A 23,473-nucleotide genomic window follows, 5' to 3' on the forward strand; every position below is an offset into this window, starting at 1 on the left:
CTTATTCCCGCTGTGCGATCCCGCGAGCGGGACCTGGGCCCGGCGGGAGATACATCCAAATGTGCACAAAAAAATGCCCTGCCGGTCTTCTAAAGGTATTCCCTAGCCGCGTGCCCGGCCTCCCGTAACGCTAAGGTTGCGCCTGCGCGGGAGGAGATAGAAGAATGACCACGCTGAGCGTCACCCTTACTCCCACTTTGCAGACCACGCTCCAGCAATCGGGCGTGTGGGCCTATGCGGTCTATTTCGGCAGTTCCGGTCCGGTCTGGAACCCGTTGGTGGAAAATGGCGCCCTCCAGACGACGGGGGGCGTTCTCGACATTGCCTTGCCCACCACCTTCAACGGCGGCAAGGTCTATTTCCTGATCCAGAGCCAGGATGCCTCCCAGCCCTATGATCTGACCACGCTGATCACCGGCGAGGACAATATCAACTGGACCAGCGCCCAAAGCTACGACTTCCGCTATGACAGCTTCGAGGTGTCGCTGCTGAATGCAGCCGGTGATGCGGGGAACCTGACCTCGGTGGAAGGCTTCGGCCTGCCCATGTCGGTGGCCATAGACTATTCCAACGGGACCAGTGCCTCGGTGGGCTACGGCATCACGGGCAGCACCGTGTTCCAGCAGATCGCCGCCATCGATGCGTCCAAGACCTATGTCTATGACTATACGTCCGGCCCCCTCGCGGGCCAGGACCGGGCAGGCATCTCGCCGTCCCAGGCGGTGGGCCTCACCCCGCCCAATCCCGCCTTCCAGGCCTCCGACTGGAACGCCTATATCCAGAGCCTGGAAAACACCACCGCCGCCTCCGCGGTCACGCTGGCGGGCTATTTCAACGGCGCGCCCGATGCCAATGGCATCTATCACAACGAGGCCTTCTTCTCCTACCAGCTGCAATGGGACTCTGGCGAGAGCGTCTTCTGGCTTGCACCGACCGAAAGCAGCAACGTCAAGGGCTATATCAAGATCACACCCGAGAACCTGGCCGACAGCATCTATTCGACGCTGGGCACGGTAGAGATCTATACCAACCAGACCGATACCACGCCGTACCAGATCCTCGACAGCACCTCGCCGGAGATGAATACCGGCCTCAACAACCAGTGGGGCGAGGTGCTCACCCAGTTCCTGACCGGCTTTACCGCCGGCTATTATGGCACCGTCGGCGCCTCGCCCAACGCGGCGGTGACCACGCCCGTCGACCTCAACGCCAACTGGAATTGGGACCCGACCTACGCTTTTGGTCACAACCTCACCTCGGCCCAGCCGGTCTATATGGATCCTTATTCGGAGATCTATTTCTTCAGTTCCAATTCCTATGGCTCGGGTTATTCCGACAATCTGATGCGCCAGTACAGCGTTGGCGGGCCGCTCATCTCGGTGTGGGACTCCCAGCTCGGCACCGACGTCACCACCATCTCGCTCACCATCTTCGACGACAGCGAGCAGCCCACCGGCTATACGACGCCCGTCCTCTACAACTACATCGCTCCCGTGGGCGGAAGCTATGGGGTGCCCACCTATAGCGGCGACGGCACCAATGTGGTGATGACCTTCTCCAACCAGGAAATGGTTCTGGTGGAGGACACGCCCATCGTGCTGCGCATCTATGACGGGATGAGCGGCGGTGCGGCGCAGTGGAAGGACGTGACCATCCAGGCGGCCTCCGGCCAGACGCTTTGGCAGAACTGGAATCTGACCTATGATTCCGGCACCGGCACCTATTCCGCGAGCCCGGTCTCCGGCTCATCGCAGCCGGTGGGCTCGCTTCTGGTGAACAACCTGCCCAAACCCGCCGACGGCACCGCGTGGTACCAGATCGTGGTGGGCACGGGCGATGCGGCCAAGACCTATAATCTCTATGCCAATGTCACCGGCGGCGAATTTGAAAACCCAGCCTATGCCGGCCAGGAGGGGAGCCTGGCCATTGACGGCCTGGCGCTCGCCACCCCCAGCAGCACGACGGCGCAGACCATTTCCACTTTCTCGCTCAGCTTCCTTTATGGCGGCTCCACCTCGCTTGATCCCAGCCTGCTGGAACAGAATACCGCCGCAAGCTATGTGAGCACCCGCGCCACGCCGTTCGCGCCGGTGGCCGGGACGCTGAGCGGCGGCGTCTTCACCGCCGAGCCGGACCAGGACAATGCGACCGCCAATTCCATAACGGTGTCCGAGGGGGCGATCGCCTTCGGCTGGACCGGGACCAATTCCGCCTCCGGCACCCCGTCCTGGATCTCGGGCTACACCAACAAGGTGGGCGCCCTGAACTGGGGCGTGCTTTCCGTCGTGGAGGCCGGCGGCAGCACCAGCTTCGCACCGCTGGGCGCCCAGGCGGACATTGACGGACAGTGGACATCCGCCGCCGCGACGCTGGGCAATGGCACCTACACGGTGACCATGACCGAATATGCCCAAGCCGACACCGGATTTACGACCCCGCTCGCGCCGCAAAGCTCGGCCCTGACCTTGACGGTCGACCTTTCCGACCTCCAGATCCAGACCACTGCGGGCAATGCGCTGAAGCTGCTGGATGACAGCTCGGCCACCTCCGGCAACTGGTTGCACTTCCAGGTGCAGTCCTCCAGCCTGCCCCGGTCCACCAGCGTGCTGCTCTATGTGGTCAACGACCAGGGCGAACTGGTTGCGCGCAATGGCGAGACAGGGGCCGGCGTGACGCTGGAAGATGCCGTCATCGGCACGCTCGGCGCCGCGGTTTCCGATGCCGGGGCGACCTTGTTCAACGGCTCTCAGATGGTCTATCTCGGCCTTGGCCAGGAATTGCGCTTCGCCCTTCAGACCGGCGCCGATTCCATCAACCTCACCCCCACCTTCTCGGCCACCGCTCCCGGTGATGGCTCGGTGGCGCTCAATGTGGGCGGCGTGAGCATGTCCGCCAGCGTGGACAACACCCTCTCCAGCGGGGCCGAGCTGGCCGCGCCCCAGCGCGCTTCCAACGAGGCGCTGACCTACCTCACCCACGGGGCAATGCTGGAGGTGGATGTGTCCGGCAGCTGCGCCAACACCAACCAGCTCTCCTTCGTGAAGGTCGACATCAATCCTGCCACCGGCGGGTGGAGCGTCAATGGCGTCGATTATGGCGACACGCCGGAATTCCATGCCGCCGTCCTGGCCAGCCTGGATGCGGGATATTCCGCCCAGCATGGGGGCGGCACCTTCCAGGCCTCCTCGTCCTGGACGGTCAGCGGTTCGGATGGCTATTACGTGCCGGTGCTGGTGACCCAGTCGGGCGCTGTCTTCCTGCCCGGGCAAGGCAATGCGGGCGGGCACGAATACATCCAGATGTATGGCGAGAACACGTTCGGCTTCGAAGATCTGACGGCCGCCCAAGGCTCCGACTTCGACTATAACGACATGGTCATGCGCCTCGTGCCGCACCTTTGAGGGGCGACGCACCGGCCTGAGGCCGGCGTCCGGGAGGGTCCGGCACTCCCCCCGCCGGCCAGCTCCGTTTCCCGGCGGGAGGCGGCCGGGCACGGCGTGCCGTCCCCCGCGCGATATCTTGGCCCGTGCGCGGCTGACCAGGCGGGGAGGGCGGCGCAACAGCTGCCCGCACATCCTGAAGATCGGCCGTTCAGATCCATCCGTCTCCCGCACAGAGGGGGCGGTCCTTTGCGGCACGGGCGGGAGGTGGCTCGGCCATCCGCCCCGCCTTCCGCTCTGGACCGCGCTTCGGGTTATGATGGGATGGATGGATTCATGAGGGTCGGGCGGGGATGACGGGCGGCTTCAGCATTTATCGCAATTTCTACATCAAGATCACTATATTGATGCTGGCGTCCATCCTGGTTTTCCCCGCCGTGGAAAACCTCAGCGCCGGCATTGCGGCGATCACGCTCTTGGATGTGGCGCTGATGCTGATGGCCATCCATTTGGTCTCCACCGGCTCCACCCGCCGCCGCTGGCGTCGGGTGCCGCTGGTCCTGCTGGGCATGGTGGCGATCGGGCTGGACCTATATTCTGTCTTCGTCCCGAACCGGCACTTCCTCCTGGCCGCCACGCTCTTCTTTTGCGGCTTCTATCTGTTCGCCATCTACAACATGTTGAAATACGTTCTCTCGCCGGGGCGCATCACGCTCGACCGCATCTTCGCCTCGCTCACCGCCTATATGACCATGGCGCTGTTCTGGGCGCTCATCTATCGCGCGCTCTATCTGGTGGAGCCCCATTCCTTTCGCTTCGACACGACCATCCAGCGGGCCGAAGTGCCGTTCTACGATTTTCTCTATTTCAGCTACGCCACCATCACCACCACGGGCTATGGCGACATCGTGCCCAACACCCATCAGGTCCAGTCCTTCGCCATCGTGGAGCAAATGGTGGGCGTCCTCTATGTCGCGATCCTGGTGGCGCGGCTGACCAATCTCTACGCGCCGACGCCGCCGCGCCGGCTCGGCCGCGCGCCCACCGCTCCCGCCCAGCGGCCGCGACCTGTGCACGGCGCCGCCGATCCCACTTCCCCGGATTGTCAGGCGCCGGCCGATGGGGTAGGAGAGGCATCGACGACTAGGCACCCGTAGCTCAGCTGGATAGAGCGTTGCCCTCCGAAGGCACGTGTCAAGCCGGCTGGTGCGAAAAGTGTGAAGAAAAGCGTTTTTGAATTCAACGACTTGCGAGGGTTGGGCCGAGGGCTTCACTTTCGCAGGAAATCCGAGTAAGCACTGCGTAAGCAGCAGGCACCCGTAGCTCAGCTGGATAGAGCGCCGCCCTCCGAAGGCGGAGGCCACACGTTCGAATCGTGTCGGGTGCGCCACTGCAACTTTTGATTGCGCCGGCTCTGCAGGGGCGATGGCCGTCAAAACAAGCGGTATAGAGCCTGTTTAGAGAGCGCCCAAACGCAACGATAGGCGGCGCATTCGAAAGTCCCCATATCGAGCATGTCTAGCGTGGTCACGACCGCGATGCCGCCAGCTATGCGACTCTCGACCCTAACTGCAACTTCCGGTACGAATATCGAGGTTTTATTCAACACGCCTGAGCAAGGATGGCTACGCCGTTTTCAACATCGATCGAATTGCGCCACCTACGTTATTTCGTCTCTGCCGCCGAGCAGGGAAGTTTCCGCAAGGCCGGGGTGGCACTTGAGGTCAAGGAATCGTCCATCAGCCGGAGCGTGCGAGATCTTGAAGACGAGATCGGTGTATCGCTTTTCATCCGGCACTCGAGCGGGGTGAACCTCACTTTGGCGGGGCAGCGCTTTCTGAACCGCACGCGGCAGGCCCTCGATCAAATCCGAGAGGCCACCGTCGAAGCGGCCACGCTCGGGCGCGCCGAGGAAGGCCACTTAAAGATTGGCTTGTTCTCCAACGTGTCCTCGGGATTTCTGCGCGACCTGTTCCAGGCCTATGACAGCCGCTACGCGGGCGTTCATATCGACTTTGTCGAAGCGCCTGCGGAAAATCACGCGGCCGCGATACGGCGGTTTGATCTCGACGCCGCATTCGTGCTGGGCCGGCAAAGCTGGCCGGACTGTGATGCGATTTACGCGTGGAGCGAACCACTCCTGTTCGCGCTGCCGCGGCTTCATTCTCTGGTCCAAAAGGATGTGCTGTCCTGGCGCGATCTCTTGGATGAGACCTTTCTCGTCCGCACCGAAGGCTCCGGCAATGAAGTGCGCGGTTTTCTTGAACGCAAATTCCGGGAACTCGACATCTCGCCGCGCATCAGCACGCAGCAGGTCGCGCGCTATAGCCTTCTCGGTCTGGTCGCCACGGGACGCGGAATCGTGCCGGTGCTTGAGTCGGAAACGGTCATCGGTCTCCCAGAGGTGGTATTCCGCCCTCTCGCCGGCGAGGCGATTCCGTTCTCGGTGATCTATTCGCCGAAGAACGACAACCCGGCGGTGCGTACCTTGCTCAGCCTCACACGGAAGATGGCACAGGACCGGGCTGCGTCGCGCTGATGCTCGCAGCGCCGCCAGCCTCGCGGCGCGCCTTGGCGAACTCGCGATCCGTGGCGATGAAGCGCTCCAGCATGGGCACGATAAGCTTTGCTGGATCCGGGACGGGCTGGCCGGTTTCCCGCGCGAGCACCTCGGCGTAGGCGACAAGATCGCGGTGCAGCGCGCCGGGTAGCGAGAGCGCCAGCTTCACCGGCTTGTCGTTCGCGATGGGTCCGAGTTTCAGCTTCGCCATGGTCAGTACCTGTAGGGTTCGAGGACGAGGTCACGGGTGACCATGACCCGCACCGGGAAGCCGGGCCGGATGGTCAGGGTCGGCGCGACGTTCAACTGCCGGCGGATGATCTCCTGGCCGGCATCGTTGATGGTGTCCTGCGCCCCACTCTGCAGTGCCTGGATCAGTTCGTCCTCATCATCCATGGCCAGCTCGGCGCTGACGGAAAGCAGCGTCGAGAGGCCGACCGCCTTGGCGAGATCCCACCAGTGCATGTCGACGCCGTCCTCAAGGCCGGCATAACCCTGCGCATCGGTGCCGGGCTGGCGCTCGAGCACGATGGAGCGGCCATTGGGGAAGATCAGCCGGTTCCAGACCAGCAGGATGCGGCGCTGCCCGTAGCCGACGCCATTGTCGTATTGGCCGAGCAGCCGGGTCCCCTGCGGGATGATCAGGATGCGCCCGGTCGGACTGTCATAGACATTCTCGGTCACCTGGGCGGTGATCTGGCCGGGCAAATCGGAGCGGATGCCGGTAATCAGCGCGGCCGGGATGACGGCGCCGGCCTGCAGAACATAGGGCGATGCCGGTGCCATGACCCGATCGGACGCGACCACACGTCGATCGACACTGGCATTGAGGAAGGCGAGTTGGCGATCCTGGGTCGAGGGCGTGGCGCCTGTTCCTGCCGAGCCAGGGCCGCTGAAGCCGGAAGCACCCGTCACTGAAGGCGCTGACGCGCGCCCCTGCGCAGCCTGGAAGAATACGCGGCTGGTCCGCGCGGCTTCCTGCTCGGCAAGACGCCGCTGCTGCTCGGGATCGACCTGTGGCGCCGTCAGTGTCGGCGGCACGACGGGCTGGCCGCGGTTCTGCGCCTCAAGGATCGGCCGGCCAAGATCGCCCGGCAGCGGCGGACCCAGGATCGGCCCGGTGTAGTCCCGCGGCAGGCCGGCAAGGCCATCGGCAGTGGAGCGGTTCTGTGTGGAGTAGAGTTCATCGCCGCCGGTTACTTTGTCGCGACCCTGCAGCGCATAGATCATGGCGCCACCAATGCCGAGGCTGACGACCAGCCCGGCACCGGCCATCACTTTCCGCGAAAGGCGCGTAACGCGCGGCGGCTCGGGACGCAGCCGCATGGTGGCGGCGTGATCGGTGGTCGGAGCGCCGAGATCCGCCTCGAGGTCATGATGATCCGGATTGCTCATGATGCGGGCCTCCCATCCGTGCGCTCGATCCGCACCTTCTGAGGCCGGTCGCCGCCACCGAGGCGCAGTTCGGCCGCCCCAAACAGCCGGTCGACGATCAGGACGTTCTGATAGGTGCGGCTATTGACGATCTGCGCCTCACCGTCGGCTCCGATGACGAAGAGCGGCGGCATCTCGCCCTGGATAATGCCGCGCGGGAACTCGACATAGACCTTGCGCCCGTCGTCATAGACGGCAATCGGCCGCCAGGGCGGAGTGTCTCCGGTGAGTGAATAGCGGTAGTTGCGGGCCGCGAAGGCCGGGATGATTGGCGTCGGAGGAACACTGGGTCGCTGCGCTCCCGGAAGTTGCGGATAGGCCCAGGCGATGGCCGGCATGTAGGGCTTCTCGCCAGCCCGCAGCTCGATCATGTAGCTGCGCCGGTCGGTGGTGATGACAAGATTCGTGGAGATGTCCGCCCGCGTCGGTTTCACCAGCACATGCACGCGCCGGTTCACACCTTCCCCGCTCTCAGTGTCGCCAATGATCCAGCGGGCGGTGTCGCCCGCCGCGATCGGCCCATTGCCGGTCAGGCTCTCGCCCGGCTCCAGTGCGATGTTGGTGATCTGGCCGGGCGCTGCATAGATCTGATAGAGCGCGCCCTCGCTCCAGGGATAGATCTGGATGGCGTTGTAATAGCCCTCGCGCCGCGGCTCCACGCGGGCCGCAGCATTGGCGTTCTCGACGCGGGCAACCGGGGTTTTCGCGTCCGTGCCGCCCTTGGCCGGCGTCCAAGCGGGAGGCGTATGGAGCGGGCGCGGCCGGTCATCTGCAACCACTGTCGGCACCGTCGGCAGCGACGGCACGTCACTGTCATAGCTGATCTGCGGCGGCTTCGGAGCCGAGGCGCAGCCGCCCAACATTGTCGCCGAGAGCAGAAGAACCGCAAAAGCGGATCGGCGCAGAGCCGGAGATGTGGATTTACGGAAAGACGTGTTCACTGGCTCATCTCCCGCGACCAGCTGATGGCGTTGACATAGATGCCGAGGGGATTGGTGCGCAGGCGCTCGGCATCGCGCGGTGGCTGGATCACCAGGGTCAGGATCGCGCTCCAGCGCTCGGTGGCGCCGAGCTGGCCGTTCTCGTACCGTCGTTCGACCCAGGCGAGGCGGAAGGAATCCGGCGAAGCGCGGATCACACTGGAGACCTCGACTGCGATCTGCTGCTTGCCTATCCGCGTGAAGGGATCGTTGGCGCGGGCATAGTCGTTGAGCGCGGCGGCGCCCCGATCGGTGGTTAACTCATAGGCTCGAAGCCAGTTCTGCCTGATGATGACGGGGTCGGCCGGCAGACTGCGCACCTGCTCGATGAAGCGGGCGAGATGCCAGGCAATCTGCGGATCGGTTGGGCGATAGTTTCCAGTTGCGGGCCCTACGGCCTGTGTCTGGCCGAGACGATCGACCTCGACCACCCAGGGCACAACGCTGCCCCGCGTCGATTGCCAGATCAATGCCGAGGCAAAGCCGGCCGAGAGAAGCAGACTGCCAAAGGCCATCAGCCGCCAGTTCTTGGCCTGCACACGGGCCGAACCGATGCGCTCGTCCCAGACTTGTGCTGCCTTCTGATAGGGCGTGACTGGCTCGGGCGAGGTGCCGTAATGGGTCGCGGGTCGCTTGAAGAGGCTCATGAGCGGTCGCTCTCATTGAGGGAAACGGAAGAGCCGCCGGCATGGCTGTCACCGGAACGGACAGCGTGGGCGGCGGCGGAGACGCCATGGCGAAGCGACTGGCCGCGCTTCATGCGCTTGGCCCAGTCGGGCACGTCACCGGCCGAGGAAGTCGAGGCCGTGCCGTTGATGGCGTTCGCCAGCGGTGACACGGCGGCGGAGCCCGCCGCGCGCGCGACGCCACCCAGTCCCGCGGCGACACTCGCCATGCCGGGCTGACCGGCCGCACCGATGCTGTAGGCTGTCGCACCTCCGCGCGCCGCGGCCGCCGTCGCGGAGAGCGCCGCCCCACCGCCCCGGACTGCGAGGCTGGCGGCACCGCCCGCTGCCATCAGGGCGCCACCGGCGGCGAGGCCCGTGCCAACAGCGGCCCCGGCGCTCAGCTGCGGGCCACCGGAGACAAGGCCGGCGGCAATGCCGGGACCGAAGATGCCGAGGCCGAGCAGGGAAAGGGCCGCCAGCACGATGGCCATGGCGTCATCGACGGTCGGCGTCTGACCACCGAAGCCTGCGGTGAACTGGCCGAACAGGGTCGAGCCGATGCCGATGATGACGGCGAGCACCATGACCTTGATGCCGGAGGAGACCACATTGCCCAGCACCCGTTCGGCCATGAAGGCGGTCTTGCCGAACAGGCCAAAGGGGATCAGCACGAAGCCGGCGAGCGTGGTCAGCTTGAACTCGATCAGGCTGACGAAGAGCTGGACGGCGAGGATGAAGAAGGAGAGCAGCACCAGCACCCAGGCAAAGAGCAGGCAGGCGATCTGGATGAAGTTCTCGAAGAAGGCGACCCAGCCCATCAGGTCGGAGATGGAGTCGAGCAGAGGGCGGCCGGCATCGAGCCCGGTCTGCGCCACTTTGCCGGGACGCATGAGATCATCAACCGAGAAGCCGGTGCCCGATCCCTTCAGCCCCAGCCCGGCAAAGCTCTCGAAGACGATACGGGCGAGGGTGTTCCAGTTGCCGATGACGTAGGCGAAGACGCCGACGAACAGCGTCTTCTTGATGAGCCGGGCGATGATGTCGTCATCAGCGCCCCAGGACCAGAACAGCGCTGCCAGCGTCACATCGATGACGATGAGCGTGGTGGCGATGAAGGCGACCTCGCCGCCAAGCAGGCCGAAGCCGCTGTCGATATAGGAGGTGAAGACCCCGAGAAAAGTGTCTATGACGCCGGTGCCGCCCATCTCAGCGACCTTCAATCGATGCGGGACGCCCGAGGAACCGGTCCCGCGTCTGAGCCCAGACCTTCAGACACGCTGTGTCCTGCGCGGCAGCCTCTCCCAATTGCTGGCAGCGGCGCTGTTCACCACGCAGAGGATCGTGCTCGGCCGCGACCGTCCGAATGGGTGAAGACTCCGGCGCCTTCTCCTCCCGGCTCATCTCCAGAACCGCCGCCGTACCGGCGATGGCCACGAAGATCACCGCGCCGAGCCGGGCCAGCATGGCTCCGTCCATGTCGGCCTCCCTCAGTTGCTGAACATGCGGGCGTTGCCGGTCTGGTAGCCGGCGCCCGGGGTGAGGAAGCGCCGGCGCTGCTCGCGGCCCTGCTCGACGGCGGTCGCGCGTTCCGCCTCGGACAGCGCCGCGGCGCGCCCATTGGCGGACATCACCGCGATCAGGTCGGAGAGCTGCTGCGACTGCAAAGCGAGCAACTGGTTGCCGGCCTGCGTGGCCTGAAGGGCGCCCGTGGCGCCTTGGCTTTGGCCGACGAGGGTCGCCATCTCGGCCTTGTTGGCGTCGACATTGCCGACGACGCCCGCCTGCACCAGCAGCGCGTCCTGCAGGCCCCCGACGGTCGTCTGCCAGCGCGCGCGTGCACCGGCGACGAGATCGGCATCGGAGGCCGAGAGCGGGATGTTGCCATAGCGCTGCTGGAAAGCCTGGTCGATCTGACCGACATCGAAAGCGATGCTCTGCGCCTGCCCGAGCAACTGCTGGGTGCGCTGGACCGATTGCTGGATCTGCTGCAGCGAGGAGTGCGGCAGGCTGGCGAGATTGCGCGCCTGGTTGATCAGCATCTGCGCTTCGTTCTGCAGCGAGGTGATCTGATTGTTGATCTGCTCCAGCGCCCGCGCCGCCGACATCATGTTCTCCGCGTAGTTCCACGGGTCATAGACCGTGAGGGCCTGCGCGGGCGGGGACAGCACGGGTGCGAGGGCGAGCGGCGCGGCCAGCAGCGCGACGGCGAACGCGGATACGCGCGGACGGAACAGCGTCATGGCTGCGTCTCCAGATTGGTGAGGTTGGGAAGGAGGTCGGCGGCCCAGCCGAGGCCGCGATGACGCAGCCAGGCCGCAAGGAAGCCGTCGCGCCCATGATCCTTGACGATCTTGCTGATGGCCTGCTGGTCGGTCTTGGAGGACGCCGCGCACAGCGTAAGCGCCACGTCCGACAGGCCGAGCTCGAACAGCCGGTTGCCGCGCCGCGACTGGCAGTAATAGTCCCGCTTCGGCATGGCCCGCGCTAGGATCTCGATCTGTCGGTCGTTCAAGCCGAAGCGGCGATAGATGGCGGTGATCTGCGGCTCGATGGCCCGCTCATTGGGGAGCAGAAGACGTGTCGGGCAGCTCTCGATGATCGCCGGGGCAATGGCGCTGCCATCAATGTCGGAGAGCGACTGCGTGGCGAAGATGACGGAGGCGTTCTTCTTGCGCAGCGTCTTCAGCCACTCGCGCAGCTGGCCCGCGAAGCCCTCGTCGTCCAGCGCCAGCCAGCCTTCATCGATGATGATGAGGGTCGGTGATCCGTCGAGCCGATCCTCGATCCGATGGAACAGATAGGCCAGCACCGCCGGCGCGGCCTCAGTCCCGATCAGTCCTTCGGTCTCAAACGCCTGAACGGTGGACGAGCCCAGATGCTCGCTCTCCGCATCCAGCAGCCGGCCCCAGGCTCCGCCAAGGCAATAGGGACGCAACGCCTGCTTGAGGTCGTTGGACGCTAAGAGGACGCAGAATCCTGTGAGGGTGCGCTCCTCGACCGGCGCCGAGGCGAGCGAGGTCAACGCCGTCCAGATGTGCTCCTTCACCTGTGGCGTGATAGGAACACCTTCTCGGGTGAGGATCGCTACGATCCAGTCGGCGGCCCAGGCGCGTTCCGCAGCTTCATCGACGCCCGCCAGCGGCTGGAGCGAAACGCTCTCCGCGCTCCCCTCACTAAGTCCGCCGCCGAGGTCGTGCCAGTCCCCGCCCATGGCAAGCGCCGCGGCCCGGATCGAACCGCCGAAATCAAAGGCAAACACCTGCGCGCCCGCATAGCGCCGAAACTGCAGCGCCATCAGCGCCAGCAATACGGATTTGCCGGCGCCGGTGGGGCCGACGACGAGGGTGTGGCCGACATCACCGACATGGAGGCAGAACCGGAACGGGGTCGAGCCCTCGGTCTTGCCGAACAGCAGCGGCGGTGCATCAAAATGCACGTCGCGGCACTCGCCGGCCCACACCGCCGAGAGCGGGATCATGTGCGCGAGGTTCAGCGTCGAGATTGGCGGCTGGCGGACATTGGCGTAGACGTGCCCAGGCAAGCTGCCGAGCCAGGCATCGACGGCATTGATGGTCTCGGTCATCGCCGTGAAGTCGCGGCCCTGGATGACCTTTTCGACCCGTCGCAGTTTCTCGTCGGCGATGCGGGGATCGGCGTCCCACACCGTCACTGTCGCGGTGACATAGGCGATGCCAGCGTGATCCGCGCCGAGCTCCTGCAGCGCGAGGTCGGCATCTTCAGCCTTGTTCGCGGCATCGGAATCCACGAGGACGGATTGCTCGTTGGTCATCACCTCCTTCAGGATGGCGGCGATGGATTTGCGCTTGGCGAACCATTGCCGGCGGATCCTGGTGAGCAGCCGGACCGCATCCGTCTTGTCGAGCAGGATCGCCCGGGTCGACCAGCGATAGGGAAAGGCCAGGCGGTTCAGCTCATCGAGCAGGCCGGGCGTCGTCACCGTGGGAAAGCCGGTGATGGTCAGCACCCGCAGATGCTGGTCGCCAAGCCGGGGCTCCAGCCCGCCGGTGAGCGGTTGATCGGCAAGCAGCGCGTCGAGATAGATCGGCGTCTCCGGCACGCGGACACGGTGCCGATGCGTCGAGACGCAGCTGTGCAGATAGGTCAGCGTCTCGCCGTCATCCAGCCAGCGGCATTCCGGCATGAAGGCGTCGATGAGGTTGAGGAGCCGATCGGTTCGGTCGGCAAAGCCGCGCAACGTCTCATGGGGATCAAGGCCCGCCTGATCGCGGCCCTCATAGAGCCAGCCTTCGGTGCGCGCAGCATCTTCGGCCGGCGGAAGGAAGGTAAAGGTCAGAAAGTAGCTCGACTCGAAATGGCTTCCCGCCTCTTCGAAATCGGCCCTCCTCTCGGCATCGACCAGTGCGGAAGCGGCATCGGGAAAAGTGTTCGCCGGATAGGTTGCTGCGGCATGGCGCTGCGCCTCCACAAAGATCGCCCATCCCGAGCCGAGACGGCGGAAGGTGTTGTTCAGCCGCCCAGCGGCCGCGACGAGCTCGGCGGGCACAGCACTGTCGAGGTCCGGCCCGCGAAAAGATGCGGTTCGCTCGAACGAGCCGTCCTTGTTCAGCACAATGCCCGGCGCGACCAGTGCCGCCCAGGGCAGGAAATCGGCGAGGCGGCGGTTGCGGCTGCGATATTCGGCGAGGTTCATCATCACGGCACCCCGCTCAGACCGAGAGGTGCGTCGGGATGCGCAGATGCCGGCGCACCGCCTCGACGAAAAGCGGATCGCGCTTCGCGGCCCACACCGCCGCGACATGGCCGATCATCCCGATGGCGAGGCCGATCAGCCAGAGACGCAGGCCAAGGCCCACGGCGCCGGCGAGGGTGCCATTGACGATGGCAATGGCGCGTGGTGCACCGCCGAGCAGGATCGGCTCGGTGAGCGCCCGGTGGACCGGAACGCTGAAGCCGGGAATCTCAACCGTCTCGGCCATCAGACGAGCGCTCCGCCGCCGAAGGAAAAGAACGACAGGAAGAAGCTCGAGGCGGCGAAGGCGATCGACAGGCCGAACACGATCTGGATCAGACGTCGGAAGCCACCCGACGTGTCGCCGAAGGCCAGCGCGAGGCCGGTCGAGATGATCACGATGACGGCGATGATCTTGGCGACCGGCCCCTCAATCGACTGGAGGATGGATTGCAGCGGCGCCTCCCACGGCATGGACGAGCCAGAGGCATGAGCGCTGGCCATTGTCATCAGGCTGATGCAGATGGCAGACGCGGCCAAGCGGGCTGCGCTGACGGCGCGATGGAGCGATCGGATCATGTGGGATCTCCGGTGATGACAGGGGTGACGCGGTAGTCGCCATCGGGGCCGAGGCCCTCGATATGGGCGAGTTCAGTGAGCCGGCGTGCGGAGCCGCGCCCCGAAAGCACGGCCACGAGATTGATGGTCTCGGCGATCAGCGCGCGCGGGACGGTGACGACGGCTTCCTGAATGAGCTGCTCCATCCGCCGCAGCGCGCCGATGGCACTGCCGGCATGGATGGTACCGATGCCACCTGGGTGGCCGGTGCCCCAAGCCTTGAGCAAATCGAGCGCTTCCGCGCCGCGCACCTCGCCGATGGGGATGCGGTCGGGACGCAGCCGAAGCGCCGAACGAACAAGGTCGGAGAGCGAGGCGACACCGTCTTTGGTGCGCAGGGCAACGAGGTTCGGCGCCGCGCATTGCAGCTCGCGCGTATCCTCGATGAGGACGACGCGTTCTTCTGTCTTCGCGACCTCGGCGAGCAGTGCATTGGTCAGGGTGGTCTTGCCCGTCGAGGTACCGCCCGCGACGAGGATGTTGGCGCGGGATGCAACGCCCCGGCGCAGCGCGTCGGCCTGTCCTGCGGACATGATCCGGACGCGGACATAGTCCTCGAGCGTGAACACCGCGACGGCAGGCTTGCGGATAGCAAACGTCGGTGCCGCCACGACTGGCGGCAGCAGGCCCTCGAACCGTTCTCCCGTCTCGGGCAGTTCGGCCGAAACGCGCGGGGCGCCAGCGTGAACCTCGGCGCCGACGTGATGTGCGACGAGCCGCACGATGCGCTCGCCGTCAGCGGGCAAGAGCCGCTCACCCGTGTCGGATAGTCCCTCCGAGAGCCGGTCGATCCACAGCCGTCCGTCCGGGTTTAGCATCACCTCGACGACGAGCGGGTCTTCCAGGTGCCGGGCGATGGCCGTCCCGAGCGCCGTGCGCAGCATCCGGGCGCCGCGGGCAAAACCCTGATGATGATGTGCTGCCGCCATCCCAACCCCGACAATGCCGGGGTCCTGACGATCTCATCCCGGTCGGGGATGATTAAAAGAGCCCGATATTGGGCCGGTTCAACAGGATTCCCTCCGCGTCGCAGCGTGGCGTGCAACGACAGGCGAACGGCGGAGGTGCGCCATAGGCCGAGGTTCGCTGTGGCTGCAGCGAACGGCCGGTTTGGGGCCGAGAGCGGACCGTCCGGATCTGGGGCGAGAACTGTCGATAACGGACGCTCACCGCCGTGTGAAGGTCATTCAAACCGGTTTCATGCGCCAATGTTCCGGCTGACCGCTTCCGTCTTTAATCGTCAAAGCGCGCACAGGCGGCATCGATTGGACCGTGGGCAGAGCTAGAAATGCATCCCAATGTTTTCGGTGCTAACGAAGTGCGGGGCCGTTCGCAGCCGCGACGATGGGCGGGACGAGTTCGCGTCACGAAGATCCGGAATCTGGTTGTTGACCTGCCAGTGCGGACTTTCTTCGAGTTTTCTGCCGCGGTCACAATATCGGTGCATCGGTGCGCAGGGTCCTTGGACTGCGCCATATGTCAGCGGCGAAAACGTGGGGTCCAACTCTCGATGAGATTCTCATCCTTATCGTCGTCATCGGAATCTTCGTCCTGGCCGATGCTGGTAGAGACAAGAATGGTCAGGACCTTACCGTAGCGGCCAAGACCGACAGCTTCCTCTGAAACCGTAGCCTTTGTGGTGCCCCCGAGCCAATCGCTCACGTCAACTTCTTCTGCCACACGCTCCCCGGCCAGAACAGCATCCGACCGGGCAGCTAGGCGCGCCGTGGCCGTTCCCTTGGGCAGGGGCGATCCTTTGCGTATCCAGTCGAGCTTCGGAAGCGACTTCATGGCATCGGACATGAAGCAATAATCGATAGCGGCACCGGTGCTGACGATGACGGCAACAGCAACGTTGGAAAGTTCCGCGAAGCGGATTGCGGTAGCTGTTCGGGAGGTAAGGCAGAGTTCCGACACCGCGTCGATTGCATCCAAGCCGGGGTCATAGAGGCCCATCGCCTTCCGAAAGGGCGTTTCGGGCATCAGGAGCCCGGCCGCGAAGTGATCGGCCTCTAACTCGTAGGGATCGTTCGTGATGAACCCCGCGCGCGAGACGTGCAGACCGTTCTTCAGAACCTGATCTACATGGCCCGGCAGAAAATAGTGGCCGAGTTCATGGCTCACGCTGAAGCGCTGGAAACCGATGCTGGGGATGCGTGTCGCATAGATGATGCCGAAGTCATTGCCGTGACGCAGCAGCATACCCGACACCCCATCGTGCTCCTCCGGTTTGCCTTGGACCGTGATATCCCGGCTCTCTGCGATGGCAAAGGGATCGACCGGCAGCGCCGTAATGCCTTCCTCCGTTAGGAAAGCCTCCGCCGTTTGCCGGGCGAGCTTGAGGCTAAAGACCCGACTCACTCGTCCCTCTCTTTCCTAGCCTTGCGATTGGCCAGCATTTCAAGAAAGTCCTTCGCGATCTCGCGATCGTGGCCTGTCAACTTGGCGACGTCGCGGAACAGCGGATCTCCATCCTGGGCCAGTTCCGGACTGTCGACCCGGCCGAGCAGGTAGTCAGTGGTGATCTCCAGCGCGATAGCGAGCCGCCGCAACGAATCGAAAGACGGTTTGCGGCTGGTCTCAAAATGCGCAATCGAGCTGGGAGGCATTCTCGCACGCTTTGCCAGATCTTCCTGGCTGTAACCCCTTAATTCTCTGGCACTTTTCAGTCTTTCGCGAAAAATGTCGGTTGAAGGTTCATCTTCGGCCATGTCTTCTCCGCCAGGTGAATCTTGACGCCAATTGGGGCCATCCCTACATTCTAGACATGTATTCCATGTCGATGGCGACATGCGCAAGTGATGATCACGGCATAGGCCGCCCGCTCGGCTCCTGCCGCCAGAAACAGGAACTGCCGATGACCTTCCATGACCCCTTTCGCCAGACGGTCGCCCTCGACGAGGTTCTCCTCGACGTCGCCGCGCTCATCGAACTAAGCCCCCGCGACCGACGGGTAGCCGAAAACCGGTATCGGCTCCTGAAGCGGCACCTGGAGCGTAAGGGTAGTCCCCTCGCGCCGTACCTGATCGACGGTGTAAGCCTCATTTACGCGCAGGGTTCGATCGCCACGAGCACGACGATCGTCAGCGGCACCGAGGACGACCGGTTCGATGTCGATGCCATCGTGGAGATCGATGTTCCCGACGACTGGAACGACAGCCGCGCACTCGACGAGCTGGAAAAGGCGCTGCAGGGCTTCCCCGGCGCTGTCGCCATCGTGCGCTGCACCCGCTGCGTCCAGCTCCAGTTTCCTTTCATGCACATGGACGTGACGATCATGGATCGGCGCGGCCGGATCGTCATTCCCCGCGCCGGTGAAATCTTCCATTCGCCGGATGAGGGGGACGCCTATCGCGTTGACGCCAACCCTTGGGGCTTCACAGCATGGTTCCGGTCCATGGTTGGAATTGGTCAGGTGGTATTCGCCGAGAGCCTGGGCCGGCACCGCGCCGCGGCGGCGCGCAGTCGCCTGCAGTTCATCGATGAGCAGGAGCGCCTCGTAGTGATGAAGGCGGACCAACTCGACCTGCCGCCGATGATCCCGAGTGCCATTGACGCGCAGGAGGCCGTGGCCCTCAAGCTTCTGAAGCGGTTTCTCAACCTGCGTTACGAGAGCCTGCCCCTGAACCGCCCGCCGTCGATCTATCTCGCGAAGCGTGCAGGCGATGTAGGCTACGTGCCCCTCGGCTTGTCAGCGCAGCTCTTCGTGCTGTCCGACTCCACGGCGAAAATCCTTCGGGGGCATATCCAGAACGGAACCCGCCCGGAGGAGCAGAATCCGTCCTATCCATCCGACCGGATCAATGACCGCTGGCCGCGCGCCGGGCGCGACGGCATTGCCGACATGCGCACGCTCGCCGAACAGCTCGAGTATCTGGCGGAGAAGCTGGAGACCATGGCGATGGCTCCGCTCGCCGACATCGCGAAGGCGATCGACGACCTCTTCGGAGAACGCATCGGGCGGGAACAGCGGGCAGTTCTGGCTAGTCGGCACGACAGGCGCACGGGCGCGACGCCCATTCTGTCGGCGGCGCGCTCCGGCGCGATCCAGGCCCCCGCCATCGTGGTGACACCCGAGCGGTACCGCGAGGTGCCGCGTCATAACTTCCACCCCTTCGTGCTGGACGGTGGGGATGACGAATAGAGAGCGCAAGCACCGGTCGCCCGACGCACAGCTTACGGCGATGCGCCGCCTGTGGCCCGATTTCGAGGGCCGCAGGCTAGGCGACGGTACACTCTGGTGGCGGGGGCCGCTGCGGCCCAAAGCTCAGTTCTATGCCGTGGCGCTCTTCTGGAAGCCCGGAGCCATGTCGCTGCCCTACGTGATGGTCGATGACCCACCACTCACGCCCCGGCCGGACAGCACATTCGACGCGATACCGCACCTGATCTTTCACGCTGAGGAACCGACTCGGTCGGGACTGTGCTTATTTGATCCTGAAGGCCGGGAGTGGACGCCCGCGGACCTAATTGCAGAGACGACGATCTGGTGGGCCGCCGAATGGCTAGCCTACTATGAGCTGTGGCACATGACTGGCGAATGGCTGGCGCCCGGCGTCGGCTACGAGAGTGTCGCTCGCATGCATGCAGCGGAAGCGCTTACGGTGAAGGAGGTCTTGGCCGATGTTCACTGACCGACGCGTCAACAGCCTGGGTGCAAAGCGGCGGCGCCAGCCGTGGCCGAAGGACAAGCCGTTCAAGATCCTCTCGCTCGACGGCGGCGGCATCAAGGGAATCTACACTGCGGAGTTTCTACATCGGTGCCAGCAGACTCTGGGCCGCGGAGAGCCTGTCGTCCGGTATTTTGACATGATCGCGGGCACTTCCACGGGCGGCATCATCGCCCTCGGGCTGGGGCTGGGGCTTTCCACGGCCGATATCGTGACCTTCTACCGCGACGACGGGCGTAAGGTTTTTCCTCCGCTGCCCGGACGTTGGTGGGCCAGGGCATGGCAGTGGGTGAGTTGGCGGTTCTTGGGTCCGAAACTGGCACATGAGGAGCTGGAGAAGGCGCTGAAACACCGGTTCGAAGATCATCTTCTCGGTGAATCTATGGTGCGGCTGGTGATCCCGGCCTTCATGATGCCAAAGACGGAGATCGCGGTCTTCAAGACGGATCATCACGAGGATTTCCAGAACGACCATCGGACACCGATGTGGAAGGTGGCCCGATCGACCTCGGCCGCGCCGACCTATCTCAAAGGTCATAAGCACGAGGATAGCGGACGCATTTTCATCGACGGTGGTGTGTGGGCGAACAATCCCGCTATGATTGCACTGGTCGACGCACTTACTGCGTACGACCTAACGCCCGAGCAGATCGAAGTCTTCAGCATCGGGACGGGGAATCCGCCATTCAACTTGAGCCAGCCAGACGTCTTCGGCGGACTGTTTGCGTGGAAGGAAATCATCAAGGCGGCGATGTTCCTCACGACTGACAACGCAACAGCGCAAACCAAGCTCCTGCTGGGGCCGGACCGTTGCTTGCGCGTGGAACCGGCGGGTGAAGATGCGCTCGTCGAGATGGACGATTACGGCGCGGCTTTTGCCCGACTTCCGGCTCTAGCTGAGCGTGATTTCAATGCGAACAAAGAGGCTATTTCACGGTTCTTCACGGCTACTGTCGAGCCCCGCGAGCGCCACTACACATAGTCGTATTTGTTTTATTTTCACGAGCATCTCTAGTCTTGATGGCTGGAATTTTGGACAAACTGTACACGGGGGGATGAATGGCAAGCGCAGATGAGCAGGTTGAGCGGTTTCTTCGGGCGTTGGTCGACGAGCTGGCGATACCCGAGTCTCGGTATGAACAGGCCGAGACGAGCTATAAGTCTCTGGGTGATTGGTTTCACCGGCCAGAGAGTGCCGTCCGGGGTTTCGACCCTGCGGTCTATGTGCAGGGATCATTTCGTCTCGGGACGGCGATCCGGCCGATCAACGACGCCGAAGAGTATGATGTCGACTCTGTCTGTGAGCTGAAAAAGCTCAGCAAGAACGACCTCACGCAGTTCGAACTGAAGCAGCTCCTGGGTCGCGAGATCAAGGCCTATCACGACGCCAAAGGGATGACGAAGCCCGTTCGAGAAGGACGGCGCTGCTGGATCCTCGATTACGCGGATGGTGCCCAGTTTCACATGGACATCGTCCCCGCGCTGCCGAATGGCGCGGAACAGAGGCTTCTTCTCGAAAGGGCGCAGTTCGATGCGCGGTGGGCCGACACCGCGATCGCCATCACGGATCGTGAAGTGTCGACGTACCTGGCTCGGACGACAGATTGGCCGCGCTCCAATCCCAAGGGATATGGCGAGTGGTTCAAGTCACGTATGGCGGCGGTCCTGGCTCGACGCAAGCAGATGCTGGTGGAGTCCCTGAGGAGGCGAGGCGTTACCGCGAGCATCGAGAAATTGCCCGACTATCGCGTGCTGACGCCGTTGCAGGCGGCAGTGATGCTTTTGAAAAGGCACCGGGACAACATGTTCTCCCGTGATCCCGATCTGAAGCCCATCTCCGTCATCATTACCACCTTGGCGGCCCACGCCTATAGCGAGGAGGACACGATCGCGGGCGCGCTCTTTTCAATCCTCGAGAGCATGGACCGCTACATCTATCACGATGGCACGAAGTACGTGATCCCGAACCCGACTGACCCGTTTGAGAACTTTGCGGACAAATGGGAGAAGGAACCGCGCAAAGCGCAGGCTTACTTCCAGTGGCTCGATCAGGCTCGTGAGGACTTTGGTCGTGCTGCTCGAGCCACGACGATCCAGGGCATGAACGAGGCGGTTTCGGCGAGGATGGGAACCGCACTGAGCGATCGTGCAGCCAGGAAGATCGGCGGAAGCGGCGGTGGGCTCTTGCGCACGGCTTCCGTTGCCCCGGCAGTGGCTGTTCCGACCTTCGGAAACGCGCCACGCGTGCCCACGACGCCCAAGGGCTTTGCATGAGCTGGTGGCTGACCAACACCACCCGTGCCAAGTTCGAGCGGGTTGCTCTCGCCCAGTTGGCGGAGGGCGCTGGATGGCTGTCAGGTATCAGCTGGAGGATCGGTGATGACCTTCAGCTGATCGTTGATTTTGACATTCAGCACGACGGTGAGATTTTCGGCCTCTTCATGGCATATCCGTCGACCTTTGCAGATACACCGCCGATGGTGCGGTCGCGGGAAGGCAAACGGCTTTCCTGGCACCAGTACGGAGCGGAAGGAGAGCTCTGCCTCGAGCACCGCCCCGACAACTGGGATCCGTCTATCACCGGCGCGATGATGGTGGAGAGCGCACATCGTCTCCTCTCGAGTGAGAAGCCGACGGGAGACGAAGACGGCATCGTCCAGTCCGCTCATCAGGCATCGATTGGCCGCGAGGCACGCGGCGAGTTCATGAGGTTCGTGATTGCCGGAAGTGCCATCGAAGCCTTGGCGCGCCTTCCCATGGACGGTCCCATACCCATCACGGCCTGGGACAGGCTTGAAAAGCCGACATGGGTCGCATCTCTCGTTAGCGTCGGAGACGAGGGTTCGATCATCTGGTCGCAAAGCGCTCCTCAGCCCTCGGGATCCTCGATTGCGAAGGGGTTTGCGTTTAGGACAATGCGGGAGATTGATCGCTTCCGGGTAAGCCCAGGGAGTTTTGCCGAAGCGTTGCCTGCCGAGTTTCCCGAACTTGCCGAACAGCTTCCTCAAATCCCTTTTGATGGCTTCGTCCTGCTTGGGAATGGCGACCGGTGGGTTGCGCTGAACCTCTATGCCTACGAGGGAAAGCAGACCGTCTTCCATTACAGGGTGATCGTTGCACCTGAAGCGTCTGGCCGACTTCCCGCCACTTACGCTGGTCTCGCCGAGAAGCGGATCGCGATTGTCGGATGCGGTTCGGTCGGATCGAAGATCGCTGCCACGCTCGCCCGATCCGGGGTCCGCAAATTCACGTTGGTCGACGACGATATATTCTTCCAGGCGAACCTCGTCAGGAATGACCTCGATGCGCGAGCAGTCGGCGGGCACAAGGTCGATGCCTTGACGATGCGTCTCAAGGATATCGTTGCAGATGCTGAGGTTTCGAGCCGGCGCGTGGCCCTTGGCCAACAGGAGAGCGCCGGGACAACCGAGTCGGTCATGGAGGAGCTGACGCAGGCCGATCTGTTGATCGACGCGACTGCTGATCCGCGCGCGTTCAACCTGCTGGCGGCAATAGCGCGGCGGCGACGAAAACCTATGGTCTGGTGCAAGGTGTTCGCCGGAGGCATCGGAGGCGTCGTCGCGAGGGCGAGGCCGGATCTCGACCCACCCCCGACGTTTGCCCGCACACAGGTCCGGGCTTGGTGTGACGGCCATGGTGTGTCGTGGGCGGGAGCCGCCGATGCGGATTATGGGGCGCGGTCGGAAGATGGCTCTCCGCTGGTTGCCGATGACGCCGATGTCAGCGTTATTGCCGGCCATGCGTCCAGATTGGCATTGGATATCCTGACGCGCGAGCAAAGCATCTTTCCTTCCTCGGCTTATGCGATCGGATTGGCAGCGGAATGGATTTTCCAGGCGCCGTTCGACACGTGGCCAATCGAACTACGGCCGGAAGGAGAGTGGGGCGAATCCAAGGACGCTGCATCCGCGGAGGACCTAAAGGACCTGTTGTCCTCTCTCTTTCCGGGATCCGCAGCGTGATTCAGGTCGAAATTCCTGCGGACACGAGAGTTCGTATGAAGCAGGCCCTTCGACGGGCTGGGTCGCGCGAGATTGGTGGCGTCCTTATGGGTCAGGAACTCGCGGCCGGTAATTTTGTGATCGTCGATTTTTCTCTGGATGAAATCTCGGGAGAGCACGCCCACTTCGTGCGGGATGCCGACCATCACCGGAAAGCACTGGAAGAGTTTTTCGATCGGACGGGTCACAAGTATCAGACGTTCAACTATCTGGGCGAATGGCACTCGCATCCGAGCTTTCTGGCGCGACCAAGCATCACCGATCTTCGTTCGATGCAGGATTTGGTCGACGGAGAAAGAGGAATCGACTTCGCGGTGCTCCTGATCGTGAAACTAGGTTTTTTTCGTCGCTTCGTTTCCTCGGCGAGCCTTCATCGTCGCGGTCGAACGCCGGAATCTGTCGAACTGACGACCACCTGAAGAGAGCCGCC

Annotated in this window: 22 protein-coding genes and 1 tRNA gene; 10 read left to right on the top strand and 13 right to left on the bottom strand. The window is 63.6% G+C overall.

Annotation, left to right across the window (positions count from 1 at the left end):
- Positions 1–164 precede the first annotated feature (164 nt).
- From PV781_RS08620 to PV781_RS08635, 4 genes are all read left to right on the top strand, one after another.
- On the top strand, positions 165–3,401 hold the full coding sequence (locus tag PV781_RS08620; RefSeq protein WP_274775225.1) for a hypothetical protein: 3,237 nt from the start codon (positions 165–167) through the stop codon (positions 3,399–3,401).
- 332 nt (positions 3,402–3,733) lie between these two features.
- Positions 3,734–4,537 (top strand): potassium channel family protein, encoded by an 804-nt coding sequence (locus tag PV781_RS08625; RefSeq protein WP_274775226.1) that lies wholly within the window; start codon positions 3,734–3,736, stop codon positions 4,535–4,537.
- Between the two features lie 156 nt (positions 4,538–4,693).
- Positions 4,694–4,770 (top strand) — tRNA-Arg (locus PV781_RS08630).
- A 231-nt stretch (positions 4,771–5,001) separates the two neighbouring features.
- Positions 5,002–5,919, top strand: a complete 918-nt coding sequence (locus PV781_RS08635; RefSeq protein ID WP_274775227.1) for a LysR family transcriptional regulator — start codon at positions 5,002–5,004, stop codon at positions 5,917–5,919.
- Here PV781_RS08635 and PV781_RS08640 read toward each other — a convergent pair.
- The 13 genes from PV781_RS08640 to PV781_RS08700 all read right to left on the bottom strand — a co-directional run bounded on the left by PV781_RS08640 (position 5,879) and on the right by PV781_RS08700 (position 17,062).
- Positions 5,879–6,151, bottom strand: coding sequence for a DUF2274 domain-containing protein (locus PV781_RS08640; protein ID WP_274775228.1), 273 nt, complete (start codon positions 6,149–6,151; stop codon positions 5,879–5,881). The two genes, PV781_RS08635 and PV781_RS08640, sit on opposite strands and share 41 nt — an antisense overlap.
- Before the next feature lie 2 nt (positions 6,152–6,153).
- A complete protein-coding gene (locus tag PV781_RS08645; protein WP_274775229.1) occupies positions 6,154–7,335 on the bottom strand; it encodes a TraB/TrbI/VirB10 family type IV secretion system protein in 1,182 nt (393 codons plus the stop codon).
- A complete protein-coding gene (gene trbG / locus PV781_RS08650; RefSeq protein ID WP_274775230.1) occupies positions 7,332–8,315 on the bottom strand; it encodes a P-type conjugative transfer protein TrbG in 984 nt (327 codons plus the stop codon). The genes PV781_RS08645 and trbG overlap by 4 nt, the downstream gene beginning before the upstream one ends.
- The gene (gene trbF, locus PV781_RS08655) at positions 8,312–9,001 is read right to left on the bottom strand and encodes a conjugal transfer protein TrbF (protein ID WP_274775231.1); all 690 of its coding nucleotides are present in this window, start codon (positions 8,999–9,001) and stop codon (positions 8,312–8,314) included. Before trbF ends, trbG begins: the two co-directional genes overlap by 4 nt.
- Positions 8,998–10,227: a P-type conjugative transfer protein TrbL gene (gene trbL / locus PV781_RS08660; RefSeq protein ID WP_274775232.1), complete on the bottom strand. Its 1,230-nt coding sequence runs from the start codon at positions 10,225–10,227 to the stop codon at positions 8,998–9,000. Before trbL ends, trbF begins: the two co-directional genes overlap by 4 nt.
- A 1-nt stretch (position 10,228) precedes the next feature.
- A complete protein-coding gene (gene trbK-alt / locus PV781_RS08665) occupies positions 10,229–10,498 on the bottom strand; it encodes a putative entry exclusion protein TrbK-alt (RefSeq protein WP_274775233.1) in 270 nt (89 codons plus the stop codon).
- Between the two features lie 11 nt (positions 10,499–10,509).
- Positions 10,510–11,262, bottom strand: a complete 753-nt coding sequence (trbJ, locus tag PV781_RS08670) for a P-type conjugative transfer protein TrbJ (RefSeq protein WP_274775234.1) — start codon at positions 11,260–11,262, stop codon at positions 10,510–10,512.
- Positions 11,259–13,697 carry a conjugal transfer protein TrbE gene (trbE, locus tag PV781_RS08675; protein ID WP_274775235.1) on the bottom strand — a complete coding sequence of 813 codons (2,439 nt, stop codon included), beginning with the start codon at positions 13,695–13,697 and terminating at the stop codon, positions 11,259–11,261. The genes trbJ and trbE overlap by 4 nt, the downstream gene beginning before the upstream one ends.
- Positions 13,698–13,710: 13 nt before the next feature.
- Positions 13,711–13,980 (bottom strand): VirB3 family type IV secretion system protein, encoded by a 270-nt coding sequence (locus PV781_RS08680; protein ID WP_274775236.1) that lies wholly within the window; start codon positions 13,978–13,980, stop codon positions 13,711–13,713.
- On the bottom strand, positions 13,980–14,312 hold the full coding sequence (locus tag PV781_RS08685; RefSeq protein WP_274775237.1) for a TrbC/VirB2 family type IV secretion system protein: 333 nt from the start codon (positions 14,310–14,312) through the stop codon (positions 13,980–13,982). Before PV781_RS08685 ends, PV781_RS08680 begins: the two co-directional genes overlap by 1 nt.
- On the bottom strand, positions 14,309–15,280 hold the full coding sequence (trbB, locus tag PV781_RS08690; protein ID WP_274775238.1) for a P-type conjugative transfer ATPase TrbB: 972 nt from the start codon (positions 15,278–15,280) through the stop codon (positions 14,309–14,311). Before trbB ends, PV781_RS08685 begins: the two co-directional genes overlap by 4 nt.
- Positions 15,281–15,830: 550 nt before the next feature.
- The gene (locus PV781_RS08695; protein ID WP_274775239.1) at positions 15,831–16,712 is read right to left on the bottom strand and encodes an ImmA/IrrE family metallo-endopeptidase; all 882 of its coding nucleotides are present in this window, start codon (positions 16,710–16,712) and stop codon (positions 15,831–15,833) included.
- On the bottom strand, positions 16,709–17,062 hold the full coding sequence (locus PV781_RS08700) for a helix-turn-helix domain-containing protein (RefSeq protein ID WP_274775240.1): 354 nt from the start codon (positions 17,060–17,062) through the stop codon (positions 16,709–16,711). Before PV781_RS08700 ends, PV781_RS08695 begins: the two co-directional genes overlap by 4 nt.
- 146 nt (positions 17,063–17,208) lie before the next feature.
- Between PV781_RS08700 and PV781_RS08705 the strand changes: the two genes are divergently transcribed.
- The 6 genes from PV781_RS08705 (at position 17,209) to PV781_RS08730 (ending at position 23,462) form a co-directional block, all read left to right on the top strand.
- Positions 17,209–18,495, top strand: coding sequence for a nucleotidyltransferase domain-containing protein (locus PV781_RS08705; RefSeq protein ID WP_274775241.1), 1,287 nt, complete (start codon positions 17,209–17,211; stop codon positions 18,493–18,495).
- Positions 18,496–18,535: 40 nt separating this feature from the next.
- A complete protein-coding gene (locus PV781_RS08710) occupies positions 18,536–18,985 on the top strand; it encodes a type II CBASS E2 protein (protein ID WP_489667328.1) in 450 nt (149 codons plus the stop codon).
- Entirely contained in the window at positions 18,975–20,003 is a 1,029-nt protein-coding gene (locus PV781_RS08715) for a CBASS cGAMP-activated phospholipase (RefSeq protein ID WP_274775243.1), read from the top strand. The genes PV781_RS08710 and PV781_RS08715 overlap by 11 nt, the downstream gene beginning before the upstream one ends.
- Before the next feature lie 77 nt (positions 20,004–20,080).
- Positions 20,081–21,295 (top strand): nucleotidyltransferase domain-containing protein, encoded by a 1,215-nt coding sequence (locus tag PV781_RS08720; RefSeq protein ID WP_274775244.1) that lies wholly within the window; start codon positions 20,081–20,083, stop codon positions 21,293–21,295.
- A complete protein-coding gene (locus PV781_RS08725; RefSeq protein ID WP_274775245.1) occupies positions 21,292–23,004 on the top strand; it encodes a ThiF family adenylyltransferase in 1,713 nt (570 codons plus the stop codon). The genes PV781_RS08720 and PV781_RS08725 overlap by 4 nt, the downstream gene beginning before the upstream one ends.
- Positions 23,001–23,462, top strand: coding sequence for a M67 family metallopeptidase (locus PV781_RS08730; protein ID WP_342455444.1), 462 nt, complete (start codon positions 23,001–23,003; stop codon positions 23,460–23,462). The genes PV781_RS08725 and PV781_RS08730 overlap by 4 nt, the downstream gene beginning before the upstream one ends.
- The last annotated feature ends 11 nt before the right edge of the window (positions 23,463–23,473 follow it).

Source organism: Aquabacter sediminis (assembly GCF_028863665.1).
Lineage (GTDB): Bacteria > Pseudomonadota > Alphaproteobacteria > Rhizobiales > Xanthobacteraceae > L1I39.